General features: G+C 44.7%; 11 protein-coding genes. 5 read left to right on the top strand and 6 right to left on the bottom strand.

All coding sequences use genetic code 11. From position 1 onward, the window contains the following. Positions 1-697 precede the first annotated feature (697 nt). The gene (locus ACQKL0_RS11195; protein ID WP_427687607.1) at positions 698-2,110 is read right to left on the bottom strand and encodes a hypothetical protein; all 1,413 of its coding nucleotides are present in this window, start codon (positions 2,108-2,110) and stop codon (positions 698-700) included. A 251-nt stretch (positions 2,111-2,361) separates the two neighbouring features. Between ACQKL0_RS11195 and ACQKL0_RS11190 the strand changes: the two genes are divergently transcribed. Next, positions 2,362-4,161 carry a hypothetical protein gene (locus tag ACQKL0_RS11190; RefSeq protein WP_427687605.1) on the top strand — a complete coding sequence of 600 codons (1,800 nt, stop codon included), beginning with the start codon at positions 2,362-2,364 and terminating at the stop codon, positions 4,159-4,161. Between the two features lie 106 nt (positions 4,162-4,267). On the opposite strand, the gene ACQKL0_RS11185 is transcribed toward ACQKL0_RS11190, so the two are convergent. Next, the gene (locus ACQKL0_RS11185) at positions 4,268-4,813 is read right to left on the bottom strand and encodes a PadR family transcriptional regulator (protein WP_427687603.1); all 546 of its coding nucleotides are present in this window, start codon (positions 4,811-4,813) and stop codon (positions 4,268-4,270) included. A gap of 54 nt (positions 4,814-4,867) precedes the next feature. After that, the gene (locus tag ACQKL0_RS11180; protein ID WP_427687601.1) at positions 4,868-6,052 is read right to left on the bottom strand and encodes a YhgE/Pip domain-containing protein; all 1,185 of its coding nucleotides are present in this window, start codon (positions 6,050-6,052) and stop codon (positions 4,868-4,870) included. 579 nt (positions 6,053-6,631) lie between these two features. Between ACQKL0_RS11180 and ACQKL0_RS11175 the strand changes: the two genes are divergently transcribed. Next, positions 6,632-6,961, top strand: a complete 330-nt coding sequence (locus tag ACQKL0_RS11175; protein ID WP_427687600.1) for an inner-membrane translocator — start codon at positions 6,632-6,634, stop codon at positions 6,959-6,961. Positions 6,962-7,202: 241 nt separating this feature from the next. On the opposite strand, the gene ACQKL0_RS11170 is transcribed toward ACQKL0_RS11175, so the two are convergent. The 3 genes from ACQKL0_RS11170 to ACQKL0_RS11160 all read right to left on the bottom strand — a co-directional run bounded on the left by ACQKL0_RS11170 (position 7,203) and on the right by ACQKL0_RS11160 (position 9,486). Next, entirely contained in the window at positions 7,203-7,838 is a 636-nt protein-coding gene (locus tag ACQKL0_RS11170; RefSeq protein WP_427687598.1) for a 2OG-Fe(II) oxygenase, read from the bottom strand. A 177-nt stretch (positions 7,839-8,015) separates the two neighbouring features. Beyond that, positions 8,016-9,224 carry a serine hydrolase domain-containing protein gene (locus ACQKL0_RS11165; protein ID WP_427687596.1) on the bottom strand — a complete coding sequence of 403 codons (1,209 nt, stop codon included), beginning with the start codon at positions 9,222-9,224 and terminating at the stop codon, positions 8,016-8,018. Beyond that, positions 9,202-9,486 carry a hypothetical protein gene (locus tag ACQKL0_RS11160; RefSeq protein WP_427687594.1) on the bottom strand — a complete coding sequence of 95 codons (285 nt, stop codon included), beginning with the start codon at positions 9,484-9,486 and terminating at the stop codon, positions 9,202-9,204. Before ACQKL0_RS11160 ends, ACQKL0_RS11165 begins: the two co-directional genes overlap by 23 nt. Positions 9,487-9,808: 322 nt before the next feature. Here ACQKL0_RS11160 and ACQKL0_RS11155 point away from each other — a divergent pair, with 322 nt between their 5' ends. The 3 genes from ACQKL0_RS11155 to ACQKL0_RS11145 all read left to right on the top strand — a co-directional run bounded on the left by ACQKL0_RS11155 (position 9,809) and on the right by ACQKL0_RS11145 (position 14,069). Further along, positions 9,809-10,054 (top strand): hypothetical protein, encoded by a 246-nt coding sequence (locus ACQKL0_RS11155; protein WP_427687592.1) that lies wholly within the window; start codon positions 9,809-9,811, stop codon positions 10,052-10,054. 137 nt (positions 10,055-10,191) lie between these two features. Continuing rightward, complete coding sequence (locus ACQKL0_RS11150) at positions 10,192-12,138, top strand: putative thiazole-containing bacteriocin maturation protein (RefSeq protein ID WP_427687590.1); 1,947 nt, start codon at positions 10,192-10,194, stop codon at positions 12,136-12,138. Positions 12,139-12,152: 14 nt separating this feature from the next. After that, positions 12,153-14,069: a TOMM precursor leader peptide-binding protein gene (locus ACQKL0_RS11145; RefSeq protein WP_427687851.1), complete on the top strand. Its 1,917-nt coding sequence runs from the start codon at positions 12,153-12,155 to the stop codon at positions 14,067-14,069. Positions 14,070-14,089: the final 20 nt, after the last annotated feature.

Raw genomic sequence — 14,089 nt, 5'->3', positions numbered from 1 at the left:
GTTCGGGCGTGTTGATTCTATCGACGCGCTTTTAACATTCTTAAGAAAAAAGAAAGGATGAAAGGACATTCATTTTTTCCTAAGTGATGGAACGAGATCATCTCCTTATTCAAACGATTATTCAGGATCTTTTTCAGTTCTTTCTTTTCAGACCCATTCTTTAGACCCTTAGATAACTTGCATGCAAAAGCCCTTGGTATCACTGGGTTTTGAGACTACCTCTTTTATCATTTACAGCTACTATTCACCATCCACATCTACCACCCACAACTCACATCCTATCAGCCGACATCCACAGGTGGATATCCACAATCCACAGGCGAAATTCTTTAATTCACAGCCAATTGCTTTTATCCACAGATGCTTTAGAAGACACAAAAAAGAGAGCGGATCTGCTCTCTTTAAACTGTAAACAAACTCGATGAATATGTTTGTTTATTTTGTGGCTTGTTCGATGTAACGTTGATTTCCACTTCAGGCACTCGCTTTCCGCGGTCGGTCGGGGAGCCTCCTCGGCTTCGCCTGTGGTGTCTCCCCTAGACGCACATTTCCCGCAGGAGTCTCGTACCTTCCATTCCCATCCACTTTGCGTGTGAAATCGAGTATGTATTTGCGGGCAAAAGAGTATGCGTTGAAATGCTTTAAGGGATTTAAAAAAGCAGAGGAAAACACACTAGCTTAGGAAGGTAGTGTGTTGTTAAGAAGAGGATAGAGCAAAGGCATCGAGCCGATCTCGTTGAATGGCGAAATAGGATTGGATGGTTTCCTTTTTCCTCGTGAGTGTATATTGCTGGTTGGACGGTGATACCGCCGCGTTGCCGAACTTTCCGATTAAAGCGAGCAGTTTGTCCAATTGATCATATGTATCATTTCTAAGCGCTATGATATATTCCGAAGCGGTCCTTGTGGGTACCGGGTTGGTTGTCGGTACAGTCATTTCCTCATTCGTCTCGATTGTCTCGGTCGCCGTCTTCACGCGGGAAATGAGCCACTCTTCGCACCAGCCGTTCAGTATGGAATAGATGAAGTCCGCTTGCTGAAACTTGAGGCGGATCGGTTCGATGTGGTGGTTCACTTCCATATAGTTCACTTCCCGTCCAAGTGCCTTCTCTGAAATCTCTTTATGAAAATGTTCACGGTCAAGCAGGGACTTGATGGACTCGGCCTGGTGCGCATACTTCGCCATTTGTTCTAATGTTTCATTATAGACAATCGTGCTTAAATAAGCCGATGCCTGTTTTGGTTCAGTGAGCAAAGGTTTGTTGGCACGTAAGGCCTTGCCGAATTTCTTGAGTGCTTGTGAATAGACGAATCGTCCAAGGGTCAGCAGTTCCTTTTGCGTATCGTTCGGCGTTTCCGCTTTCTTTGCATCGTTAAGAAACGAGCGGAAAACATACTTCCCGACCCGTTCCAACTCCATGCAGACGGCATCGCTGATATGGCCAGGAAAGCCCGCATTGAAAATGGTCCGGCGCAGTCCTGCCCGCTCGCCACGATTTTCGCGATATTCGCCAAGCGTCCCTTCCTTAAAGGTAAACATCATCACTTCTTTCTTGGAGAAAGCCTTACTTGTGAAAGCAATCGTAACGAGATCGCCTAAGCCTGCTTCATAGATGGCATCCATCGCTTCGAACAGGCGCTGTCTTGTGAATAGGGAAGTGGAGTCCGAAACGAATTCATGATAATCGAACATCACTTCTTCCGATTTTGAAACCGACATCCGGTAAGCGGCCATCAGCAACAGACGTTTTGCCGAAATCGTCAACCCTTTGAAAGCCTCATGATAAAAGAAACGGTATTTCTTGCAATAACGATCGGTCTTCCAGTTAAAGCCAAGGTTACTTGTCGGTCCAAGGTTGAACTTATATAAAGTGTCCCCATCTTGTTGAACGGGTACGAAAACCTGCGGAAGGTCCCCTTTTGGTGACGTGAATTTCCTGATGATCTGCTTCAGATATTTTTCCGATGTCCCCAAACTGCCTGCCATTGCATGAAGCGGGCTCTGAATGACCCCATCCCAATCACTATGCAGCAAAGCGTACAAACACGCATCAAATTCAGTGGAAGATACATGCTTCAATAAGTAGTGGTACGTTTCTTCATAAATCATCCGGTTCCGTCTCCTTTTAGTATCCGCCTTCATCCATTGGGCAGAGGGTATGATATACCTTTCATATGGAAGCGTTCGAAAAGGACCACTTCACCGTCTATATAAACTTTAAAAAGGAAAAAGTAGCATGCTCTAAAAATATTTTTTCCGAAAATGGATAGGTTTGTGGGGGAGAGGCAAAAGTGGGGTGATGGGTTGTGTTAAAATTAGGTAGAATTAGAAAAATAGATAAAGGGAGTTTTTTTGCAATCATGATATTTTCATTACTCGTATTCATCTTAAAAGGGATCGTGACGAAGCTTCCGTTTGCTTTATTGGGACTTTCCCTCATTCCGCAAAGGTGGTCCATAGCCATCAGGAAAAAAGATTGGCTCTTTTTCACTGAACAGGTGCTGCGACTATTACTGGCCGCTATCATTTTATTTATCATCATCGATATTAATCTACTAGACCAAACGGTTGAAGCGTTCTTTTCCAACTTGGCCATAGTATTTGGGTTGTTCCTTATCGTGGATGCAAGCTTGTACCTATCGAGGGATAAAGAACCTTCCCTAAAAAGACGTGACCGGAAACAAGGTGTTTCGAAGCGAGTGAGGACGCCTTGGAATGTCCATGCCATGTATATCATCGGTTTATTGCTGATTGCCACTTGGGTGATCATGCTGTTTTATCCCCTTACGATTGCCGGGAACCTTCATGGATTGGCCGATGTCGTAAAGAAGAATAAACTAGAGGAAGTCCAAGATATTAAAACGATGCCACTCGTGACGGTGAAGATGGCCGATGCAAAGGGCGATGCTGCCATTAATAAAATCCAGAATGCCTCATATTTCACGGAAGGCGAATACCGCCTGACCAATATCAATGGCGAATTGACGTATACCTCTCCCATTGAAATGGACGGATTCCTGAAAGCTGGAAAAGCCGAATACACGCCAGGATATAACTTGATTTCGGCCATAGCGACCGATAAAGGCGCAAGCACGGTGAAAGGGAAGATGCTATATGCCCCGTCACAGTATTTGGATTATGATGTAGATAGACAGATTCATAAGGCGTATCCAACCAAAGTCATCTACGATTCATACCTGGAGCCAGATGAAGAAGGCAAGCCTTTCTTTGTAGCTTCGGTTGGCCATTACTTGAAATACAGAAGTGGGTCCGTCGTGGATGGGGTGGTAGTGGTGAATCCGGAAACGGGTGACACGACCTTCTATCCATTAGGAAAAGAACCGAAATGGGTGGACAGAACCTTCACTGAGGAAACAGCTCTAGAGTATTGGAGCTATTGGGGAAAATATGTTCACGGGTGGAAAAACCAATCACTCATCGGTCCGAAAAAGGATGTCTTAATTCCGAATGAGGAAAATATGCAAGTCACCTTTAATGATAAAGGCGAGTTGATTTATGTCGTCGATTTCACGAGGGCCAAATCGAAAGGGAACTCGAAAACGCTGGTAGGTTACGGTGTGTTCAACGCCAAGACGGGTGAAATGACATATTATAAAGGCGTGACATCCGTTTTAACCGGTAAAGAAGCAAAATCGAATGCCAATGCGAGTGAATTCTTATCCAAATATCCAGGATGGAAAGCGACCAATGGCGTGTTCTATACGATATACGGGGCACCGACCTATGTAATCCCCGTTACAAAAGGCAGCAAGTTCCAAGGGGTGGCCATCGTGTATGCGAATAGCGACAATCCTCAAGTAGCTTTCGGGAAGAACAAAGATGAAGCATTCCGGAACTATAAGAAACTGATCGCCTCCTTAGGGAAAGTCAATGGCGTGACGCCCCAAAAAGGATTTGAAATGAAAGAGGTCAAAGGGAAAGTCATCAGGATCAACGATGCCAATCTTTCGAGTGGATATATGTTCTATCTCCTTGTAGAGGGCAGCAACAAAAGGTTCTCGATCGATCCTTCCGTTCAAGGATTGTCCGATGTAGTCTTGACCAAGGTAGGGGACCGGGTCATCTTGAAGGTGATGGACATGGAAGAAGAGATTGTTCCCGTCGATCAGTTCACGAATATAGATTTGCCGAAGAAATAAAACAAGCCGTGCGTACTCCTTGAAGGAGCGCAAGGCTTGTTCCATGAAAAAAAAACTGTACCTCCGATTGTTAGGTGTGTCTAACAATGAAGGTACAGTTTTTTCTTTATAATTCCCCTTGTTGAATCCGTTTGATTACCTCATCAAGCCAGTGAATGGTGTGATCTGTTCGGGAAGAAAAGTATTCACCTAAATATTCCACTAGCTTTTCTTTATCATGGTCTTTTTCCATCTTGATCTGTTTTTCAAAATCCGCAATTTGTTCCCACTTTGCAAGGAACTTCTTTTTGTTGTTTTTCAGGATTTCGACGACCTTATCACGGTCTACATATTTGATGTAGGCAAGCCCCACCACCATATCACTAATGGAACTGGCTTGTTCAAACAACTTGTAGATTTTTTTCGGAAGCTCTTCACGGCCTTTAGCGGTAATCCCGAATACTTGTTTATCAGGTCGATGATCTTCTTTAATGATTTCGACTATCTCGATTAAGCCTTGTTTGACTAGCGAATCAAAATGGTAATACAGTTTACTCTCCGTCAGCCCACCCAGTTGATCAAAAGGGATCGGTTCAGACAGCTGCTTTTTTAATTTATATGGATAATTATTATCCTTCATCAGTTTGCTTAATATGAAAACTTGAATGGGCATCTCTAAGCTCCTTCAGAAAACGGTTATCCTTATTATAGCAAACGAAGCGGGTATTTAAGCAGTCTTTACAGCTTCCGTTTCCGGTTGTGTTATTTGACTATCCAATGGGACTTTTTTATGGACAAAGGCCACGATGAGAATGTTGATGAACATGGCACCCAGGCCGACCGCTACCATGGACCAAATAAATGGACTTGGGCTCGTGGTGCTGTATAGGTTGGCAAAGTATGCTTGCACCGAGTAATACATCGGTGAAATGTGACTCATCCATTCATACGGTGCATACATCATATCACGTGACACGGTGGCACCATTTGCGATGGTTTGTGTTAATAAGATCGGGATGTTTAACACCATACCGCCATCGCCAACCAAGAATACCAAAATGGCTGTAAAGTTGAAACATACCATATAGTTCAAGATTTGCTGACCTAGCGTGCTGAAGAATAGATCTCCACTTGGTTCATTCACTAAATAAGTGATGCCTAGAGCAACGAATGAGGAAACGACGGCAACCAATAAGGCAGTCATCTGTACATACATGAATAGTCGTGTCTTGCTCGCTTTTCCACGGCTCTGTCTGAATGAGGTCACTAATTGCATAGCACCGATCATGGCACCTACATAACCTGCCATCGTCAAGAACATCGGCAGCATATTATGGTGCATGCCGTCTGGCACTTCATTGATCGTGACGATGTTTCCTGCATAGGCCGTTTCGATTTGTTTGGCCATTTCAGCCGCTTTTTCTTCCGGTAAATTGAAGTTCATCAATACGCCTTGAGCAGTTTGCTCTGAGAATTGTGCGCTCAACTGATTGTTAATTTCCGTAACGACGGAAGTCATAGTTGAGGAAACAACGGTTGGTCCCGCTTCATTCACTGTAAAGTCGATGCTTGATGACGTTTCGCCATTTTGCATATCGGCAGAGAATGTTTTCGGGATGTGTACGACTAGCGCCAAATCATTCTTATTCAGATCTTTTAATGCTTGTTTATTTGTTATATCCGTTTCGATTTCTTTAAACGGTAAGTTTTCTTTCAATTGGCTGGCAATCTTGTCTCCGTATTCACCAGCATCATCATTGACGATGGCCACCGGTAATTGATCGATATTTCCTGGAATGGCCGAATAACCAGGTAAGAAAATGCCTAGCATACAAAGGCCATAGAAAATCCCCATGAAAATGGCAGCAATGGAACCTTGTTTCTTTAAGAAATGTTTATAAGTAAACTTCATTTGTTGCATCCATCCTTCTTTACATGTATTCTGGTTTAACTACTTTAATTTGAGTACTTTAATTGAACCGCTTCATCAGTCTACTCGAATCCTTTTTTAAAGTCAATAAAAAATTACGATACGAAACATTAGGCCCGATGGAGGTGAATGGGCCATTTTGGTTGATTCGGATTTAGAATGAATCGACATTGGTGATGGATGTGAAGGAGGAACAGCACACAAATCATAAGGGTTTTAAATAAAAAAGATCACCGAATAAGTGGTCTTCTTTGATGAATCCTATGGAACGAATGCCCTATTAAAGGGAAGTCCTCGTGATGACGGATAGCCAACACATCTGTTTAAATTTACTTTCACCTTAAATGGATATTCATGTTAAAATAAGAAGAAGTTTGTAAAAAATATACTTAAGCTAGCGAAGCAGTTTAGTTCAAAAGCCGTAATGGATTTTTGTTTATTAAAATTGGTTAATTTGCTCACTATTGGAGCTTCTATAAGTGTCAAAGGCATTAAAGTAAGGGACAGAACGTGTTGATAAGGATGTTTTTTTCGGTGAAGTTTTGACTAAGGGGGAATTCTTTGGACGCTCTGATTTTATCTTTATTTATCATAGTCATAATATCGCTTAATATCGCTATTTTTACATTGTCTAAAAAAGGAAAGCTGAATCTTATTATATCTGGCATCATTATGATGATACTTGCTCCGGTTTTTGGTTTTTCAAGTGGCGCATTATTTCTTCACTTTTATGATTGGAATTCAGGGGGAACTGGAGAGGGTGCCGGATATAGTGGTGCAATTATAGGGCTTATAACAATAGCTAACGGTGTCCTCATACTCGTTATTGGAATTATTAGGTGGGGGATTAAGTTAATTGTAAAAAATAATAGGAACGAAGATATGTCTTAGTGCATTATCGAATTAAGAAGAATAAGACATTGAGTTTTTCGGGTGCTTTAGTTCAATAATAAAGACAACGCAACTTTCAGATTTATGGAAGTTGCGTTTTTTCTTTAAATATCAACGTTAACTTTAACATGAAAGAAGACTGAAGAGAGTGTTTGACAGCTTTTGGGAGGGTGCTGTTCCCAAAAGCTTCCCTTTTACCTCTACTTACAGCTTGAAGGCACGCTGGCATGGATGTTTTTGTCTAGTTCTGTTTCTGTTTTCTCATCCATTGTGTCGCTACCCATTTTTCTCCTGTTATGACGGGGGCTCCACCGTGTAAGGTTTGTTCATTTATATGTTGATCATCATAGAAATACTCGAAGTACACGGCCATTCCCTTTTGGGGGGATACCGAGAGATTTAGTTTAGGGAAGAACGTTTCCCCGCCTTCCTCCACATCATTCAAGTACATGATGATCGTGCTGATCCTATTATTTTTCGCGGCTTTACTGGAAGAGGCGAAAAAATCATAATGGGCCTTATACTCTTGACCAGGGGTATACTTTAGAATTTGAATACCATCCCCATGTTCAACGGGTACATTCATAATAGAAGAAACTCTTTTTTCAATGGTCGTGATGAGGTCATTTTCCTTGTCTTGAAAGTACATGCTACTGCTTGTCCGCATCTCATTTACTTCGCGTGTATCCCCGATTTTGGAACGGTTCAGTTTATCTTTGGACAAACTGATTAATTCATCACACTCTTCGTCACTTAACACATTCCCCAAAACGGCGATGAGCGGTTCTTCTAATCTAGTAAGGATCGTAATCTCTCTATCTTCTGTTTCAATCGTGTTTCCCTTATGGGCAAAAATCGTCTGTTCTTTGTTCTCCATGTCGTTCACTCCCTCAATGAATGAATTTTCGGAAAAATCCATCAGTTTATTTGGCTTTTTAGCGATAAATGATTATATCACGAACCTTTCGGATAACGGAAATTTTTTACTTTGGTATATATTATTAGTACGAAAGGTTTTTTGTGGAACGATGGTGTGAATCCCAACCATCGTTTTTCATGCATTCAAAGTGGTTTTCCGTGCAGCTCGTATGCCTTTCCCCAACGTAACGATTCCCACGATCAAGAGGAGCAAAGGCAGTCCAAATAATAGGTGACCGATTCCAGGAGCAAATAGTGTAACTGTAGATAAAGGACCGAATAGATAAGGGAAATTGATTAAAATACTCAACGGAATCAGCCAGTAAACCATGACGAGGAACATCATATGGAGAATACGGAGGAATCCGTGTACTTCTCGTGATTTAGGTTTGAATATTCTATAGACTGACCAGACAATCAGGGTCACGAATCCCAATATAATCAGATCAATCACTGCATATTTCATAAATGGGTGGTCAGTGGGGCTAGGGGGTTCTTCATGATGTACGAGCTTGTTCACTCCGCTTATGATCGAATCATATTCATTGAGGTTGAAATAATCCATTGAATTAATCTGTAAGCTGATGCCATACTGCCCGTCTAAGATCACTTTTGAGTAGGTGTTTTCTGTCCATCCATTATGGGAGATTTCATCATCCTTCACTTCCCATCCCATTGCGTAGTACGTATCATCCCCTATGTATGATGATGGCTGATGCAAGGTGTTCATGCCATTCTTCGATAAAATGCCTTTTCCATTGAATGTGCCATGATTCAATTGGGCGATCATATAATTTGCCATATCTTCCGCACTAGAAATGATGTAACCGGAAGGAACCGATCCCTCGTGTTTCAATTGCTTGGTCGGTAGCTTCCATCCAAATACCGTCTGATAACCGCCCGCAATGGCATGGTTTGCAACATCTTTAGGGTCAGCGTAGGTATTCTTCATTTCAAGCGGCTTGAATATGAATTCATTTAGATAGTCTTTATATGATAGATTTGTCACTTCCTCAATGACTAAACCTAAGATGTTGTAATTTAGATTCGAATATTCATAGCGGTCACCGGCAGGGTGCTTCAATTCAATCTCTGCCAAGCCTTTGACATGTTCTTTCAATGTCTTATCTCCCTGTGAGATAGCCACTTGGCCGTCATATGTGGAAAGACCGCTCGTATGATTCAGTAAGTGCTGAATCTTGATTTTCCGAGAAGCCTCCTTATCGTCAAGATGAAACCAGGGGATGTACAATTGCACGGGATCTTGTACTCGTATTTTTCCCTGATCCACTAACTGCATAAGGGCAAGTGCCGTAAATGATTTACTGACGGACCCAAGAAACAATGGGGGTTTCCGAAGTCATTTCAGTTCCATTTTGGTTGGCCACACCATATCCTTGCACGTATTCCACCCGATCTCCCTCTACGATGGCCAATGAAGCTCCCGGAATCTTGAGCCGCTCGATTTCATTTGCCATAAACTCATCAATAGCGGAAGAATCCAGTTTTCTTGACGCCTGTTCGTTTCCCAACACAACTCCGGAAACACTTGTCAGGACGAGCAGTATGGTCAGTATGAAACTAATTATCTTATGTCTTTTTCGCATCTTCTCATTTTCCTTTCTCTATCAAGTGCAAAATATCTTTCTTGAATCATTGTAAGGATTTAACAAAAGTGGGTCAATGAATTCCAGATAAATAGATTCGTTGATGGCTCGTGCACTACTTTGCTGTTCGCCTTTGATAAGTAAATATTCCGTGAAGATTTCGGGGGAACGCATGAAAATGGGCATCTGAATCAGTAGCAATACCCATTCCGAGTACATATTTTGTGTGGAGGAGTACTTGAAAGATTGAAAAACCTATAGACTATTTTTTTTCAGTACTCCTTCGTTATTTTTCATTAATTCAAATATGGAGGTTTTATACATGAATGAGTTTCAAAATCAGCTTCAAATGTTGAATGTCGACCCACAGTTCCAGGCCAGTCAGCCGGTCCCTTGGGATCCGAATCAATTTCAGCATCAGCATTCCATGGAAGATTCCCGTCTTATCCCGTTAGGGTGTTTTGGTTGCCTTGGTTGTTTAGGATGCTTTTTCTTCGGAGGCATCGGAGGGTGTGGCGGATGTGGACGTTGCGGAGGGTGTGGACGCTGCGGTCGTTGCGGTCGCTAATCGATTTTCAGAGAAGAACCGACCCCTGCAGAATGCCTGCAGGGGCTTTTCTCCATGGAATTAGACATAAGAGACAAATTGTCATACATACGATTAGAGGGATAGCTAAGTAAAGCTTGTTGGTTAGGAGGTTCGAGATGAAGAATTTGACCCCTTCTATGCGTCTGAAAGTGAATAGGGATACGTTTTTTCTCCCTGAACCAAATGGGGGAGTGTATTTTCGGAATAATGTAAGTTCTTTCCGTATGGAAGGACGTACCATCGTTCAATGGATTGAACAGTTAATACCCATGTTTAACGGGGAACATGCATTGAGTGATTTGACGGATGGATTGCCTGGCCCATACCGGAATCGGGTCATGGAGATTGCCGAAGTTCTGTACAAGAACGGGTTCGTTCGGGATATCAGTCAAGATGCCCCACACCAGTTGACGGATCGGATTGTGGATAAGTATGCGTCTCAGATTGCGTTTTTGGATAGTGTCGGCGATTCGGGAGCCCGTCGTTTTCAGGATTATCGTCAGCTGAAAGTATTGGCGATTGGTTCAGGTCCGTTTTTCGTATCACTGGTATCCGCGTTGCTTGAATCTGGATTGCCTGCTTTTCATATTCATATAAAGGATTCGGAATCGACGAATAGAAAGCGACTGAATGAAATTGTTGCCCATTTCCGTACAACAGACGAGGACGTGGCGGTGGAGGAGGTTTCCCAGAGTCAGGAGGGGGAAAGAGCTTGGCAGGAAATAATCCGGCCATATGATTATATCGTGTCTGTGTCACAAGATGGAGAGGTGGAGGAACTGCGGGCGCTGCACGCGGCTTGCAGGCAAGAAGAGAAGATGTTTTTCCCTGCACTGAGTCTGAATCAAATTGGTCTTGCCGGTCCGATGGTGAACGGGGAATCGCTTTCCTGCTGGGAGTCTGCCTGGCGCCGTTTACATCAGTCTTCCCTGATTACCGATCAAGAGGCTGCCTCTTTTTCCTCCACGGCGGGTGCGCTCCTCGCAAATGTACTGGCGTTCGAGTTATTCAAAAGGAGTACGGGAGTGAGCGAATCGGATCAGAGCAATCAATTTTACCTGCTTGATATGGAAACCTTGGAAGGAAGCTGGCACACCTTTTTGCCCCACCCGTTTGTCACGGGCACGGCGGCTGCAAGATGGGTGACGGATTTCGACTTGAGACTGAATCAGCAATCAAGCCGAGGCGAACGGGGTAAGTTGTTTATGTCCTTTGGCCGAATGACTTCCAGCCAATCGGGCATCTTCCATAGCTGGGAAGAAGGAGAGCTGAAGCAACTGCCGTTAGCTCAATGCCGTATCCAAGTGGTTGATCCGATGTCGGAGGGTCCAGCTGAATTGTTGCAAGCGATCATTTGCTCGGAATTATTGCATGAAGAAGCGAGGAGGGAAGCGGGCTTAACGGGAGTCGAAGTGTATGCCACGGAAACGGTCAGCCATCTTGGTCCGACTTTACCTCAATGGGATGGAGTAGGTGTAGAAGGATTCGTCGGAGTTGGTACGGGAGAGACGTTCGCGGAGTGTATGTGCCGGGGGTTGTACAAGTGTTTGGACGAGGAATTAACCAAGCGAAGCAACGAAAAGCACGCCTGTGGTCGAATTCAGTTGGAGGTCATAGACGATGAGCGCTGCCGGTATTACTTGCAGGCGTTGACTAGAATGGCAGGTGACCCCGTGATTGCGTTAGGAGAGGAAGTATTCGGTTTCCCTGTCGTATGGGTCGGTACGGGGGATGAGTGGTACGGATGTGTAGGGTTGAATAGTACACAGGCTTTACGGAATGCTTTACAGCAGGCACTCATGGTCATTCAAAACGAAAAGGGGGGCTACAAGAAGCAGGGTTTGAGAGCTTCATCCGTACTAATGGAAAATAGGACGCCGTTGACACTTAGGATTGCGTCGTATGAAGGATCAAGAGAATCGGAAGTGCTACAGGAGGCCTTGCAAGTGCTGGATTGGAACGGAAAGCGGCTATTGGCCTTCGAACTGGAATTGGAACCTGTTTTGAAAGAGGAGCTGGCAGGGGTATTTGGTGTGTTGCTGCGAGAGGAGGGATCAAGGTGAAGCCTGTCATCTTGATGATCGGAGAAGGAGTGCTGGCGGACCTGGTGTACGGAATATTGTCAGTCCAATACGAAATCATTCGCCAGGTCGACTTTTTGACAGAGATACCCGAAACGGCTGAACTGGCTCTCGTGCTGCAGGATGCCTGGGATCCTTCTGCCCACCTAAAGGCGGAGGAAGTCCTCGACATTCCATGGTTACGGGGCTTTGTGTCATTTGGTGAAGGGATGGTTGGGCCACTAGTGCGGATAGAGAAGGAAGGGTGCTCGCAATGCGCGGATCTACGGCATCTCATGGCGGGGCGCGATCGGAAAGAAATGTGGGCCATCCAAAAGCAATTGCAGGAGAATGGAGGGAAGCAAGATGACCCGGCGGCATCGCGCACGGGACTGTTACAATTGGCTTACCTGATTGGAGAAGAGGTGCAGCGGGTGACGGAAGGGACTGGGGCCCGGTCGGAATATGCTGTAGCCTTGATCAACATGAAGACACTGAATATTTCCTGGCATCCTTTTTTAGCGGATCCAATCTGCCCGGTCTGTAGTCCCATTCCCGATGATTCTTCAAGGGCGGCCCGAATTTCGTTACAACCAAGTCCGAAGGTGGATCCCGATGGCTACCGCACCCGTTCAATGACTGAGCTAAGTCAGGTGCTGGCCAAGGATTATCTCGATCCCCGGATGGGTTTTCTGAATAATAAGATGGTCGATCTTGTGCCGCCATTTGCCGATGTCAGTGTGAGTCTTCCTTTGTTCATGGGGGATGAAGGGACAGCGGGGAGGACGAATTCCTACGCGGTTAGCGAGATGACTGCGATTTTGGAAGGATTGGAGCGGTACTGTGGCCTTGAACCCCGGGGAAAGCGGACCGTTGTCCATGACAGCTACAATAATCTGAAAGATGAGGCCCTGGATCCCAGCAAGCTTGGTGTCCACACCGATGAAATGTATGAAATGCCTGGTTTTCCTTTCAAGCGTTTTCATCCGGATTCCCCAATCAACTGGGTTTGGAGCTATTCTTTTTTACAAGAGCGTCCAATTTTGGTTCCAGAGCTGGTGGCTTATTATAGCTTGGGCTGCGGGGAGGGGTTTGTTTATGAAACGTCCAATGGCTGCGCATTAGGAGGCAGTTTGGAAGAAGCGATTTTGTACGGGATTTTCGAAGTGGTGGAACGCGATTCCTTTCTATTGACCTGGTACGCTAAGCTCCCGCTTCCCCGCCTTGACCCGTATTCGGCGAATGATGAAGAACTGGCATTGATGATGGACCGGGCACGTGCAGCGGCGGGATATGACATCCATTTGTATAACGCGACGATGGAACATGGCATTCCAAGTGTCTGGGCGATGGCGAAAAACAGGAAACGAAAAGGATTGAACCTCATTTGCGCGGGTGGTGCCCATTTGGATCCCGTCCGGGCGGCGAAAAGTGCGATTCATGAGTTGGCGGGCATGATGCTGACCCTTGACGATAAATTCGAGGCCAATCAGGAAGAGTATGAGAAGATGCTCGCTGACCCGTACCTAGTCCAGCAGATGGATGATCATGGCATGCTGTTTGGGTTACGGCAAGCGGAAGAACGGTTGCACTTTTTATTGGATGATCGACGGCCGTTGCATACGTTCGACGAGGAGTTCTTGGCCGGGGTGAAACATGCCGACTTAATGGATGACCTACAGGACGTGCTTTTACAGTTGCAACAGCATGGCCTTGATGTGCTTGTCGTGGATCAAACGACGCCGGAACTGAAAAAGAACGGATTACATTGCGTGAAAGTGCTGATACCGGGCATGCTGCCGATGACATTCGGTCATCACCTGACCCGCGTTACAGGACTCGATAGGGTTTTGCAGGTTCCCGTGGAACTAGGATATGCGAAGCAGCCGCTGACAATCGAACAGCTTAATCAAGATCCGCATCCATTTCCATAAGCGGTGGTAAGGAGGCAGGG

This window comes from Peribacillus sp. NPDC097264, from assembly GCF_050277925.1.
GTDB lineage: Bacteria > Bacillota > Bacilli > Bacillales > DSM-1321 > Peribacillus.
This window is presented reverse-complemented; position numbering and strand designations above follow the sequence as displayed.

Excerpts from the sequence above, each read along its gene's own strand:
- ACQKL0_RS11155 (WP_427687592.1), top strand. The coding sequence starts at position 9,809 with ATGAATGAGTTTCAAAATCAGCTTCAAATGTTGAATGTCGACCCACAG.
- ACQKL0_RS11170 (WP_427687598.1), bottom strand. The coding sequence starts at position 7,838 with ATGGAGAACAAAGAACAGACGATTTTTGCCCATAAGGGAAACACGATT.
- ACQKL0_RS11180 (WP_427687601.1), bottom strand. The coding sequence starts at position 6,052 with ATGAAGTTTACTTATAAACATTTCTTAAAGAAACAAGGTTCCATTGCT.
- ACQKL0_RS11160 (WP_427687594.1), bottom strand. The coding sequence starts at position 9,486 with ATGCGAAAAAGACATAAGATAATTAGTTTCATACTGACCATACTGCTC.
- ACQKL0_RS11195 (WP_427687607.1), bottom strand. The coding sequence starts at position 2,110 with ATGATTTATGAAGAAACGTACCACTACTTATTGAAGCATGTATCTTCC.
- ACQKL0_RS11150 (WP_427687590.1), top strand. The coding sequence starts at position 10,192 with ATGAAGAATTTGACCCCTTCTATGCGTCTGAAAGTGAATAGGGATACG.
- ACQKL0_RS11190 (WP_427687605.1), top strand. The coding sequence starts at position 2,362 with ATGATATTTTCATTACTCGTATTCATCTTAAAAGGGATCGTGACGAAG.
- ACQKL0_RS11145 (WP_427687851.1), top strand. The coding sequence starts at position 12,153 with ATGATCGGAGAAGGAGTGCTGGCGGACCTGGTGTACGGAATATTGTCA.
- ACQKL0_RS11185 (WP_427687603.1), bottom strand. The coding sequence starts at position 4,813 with ATGCCCATTCAAGTTTTCATATTAAGCAAACTGATGAAGGATAATAAT.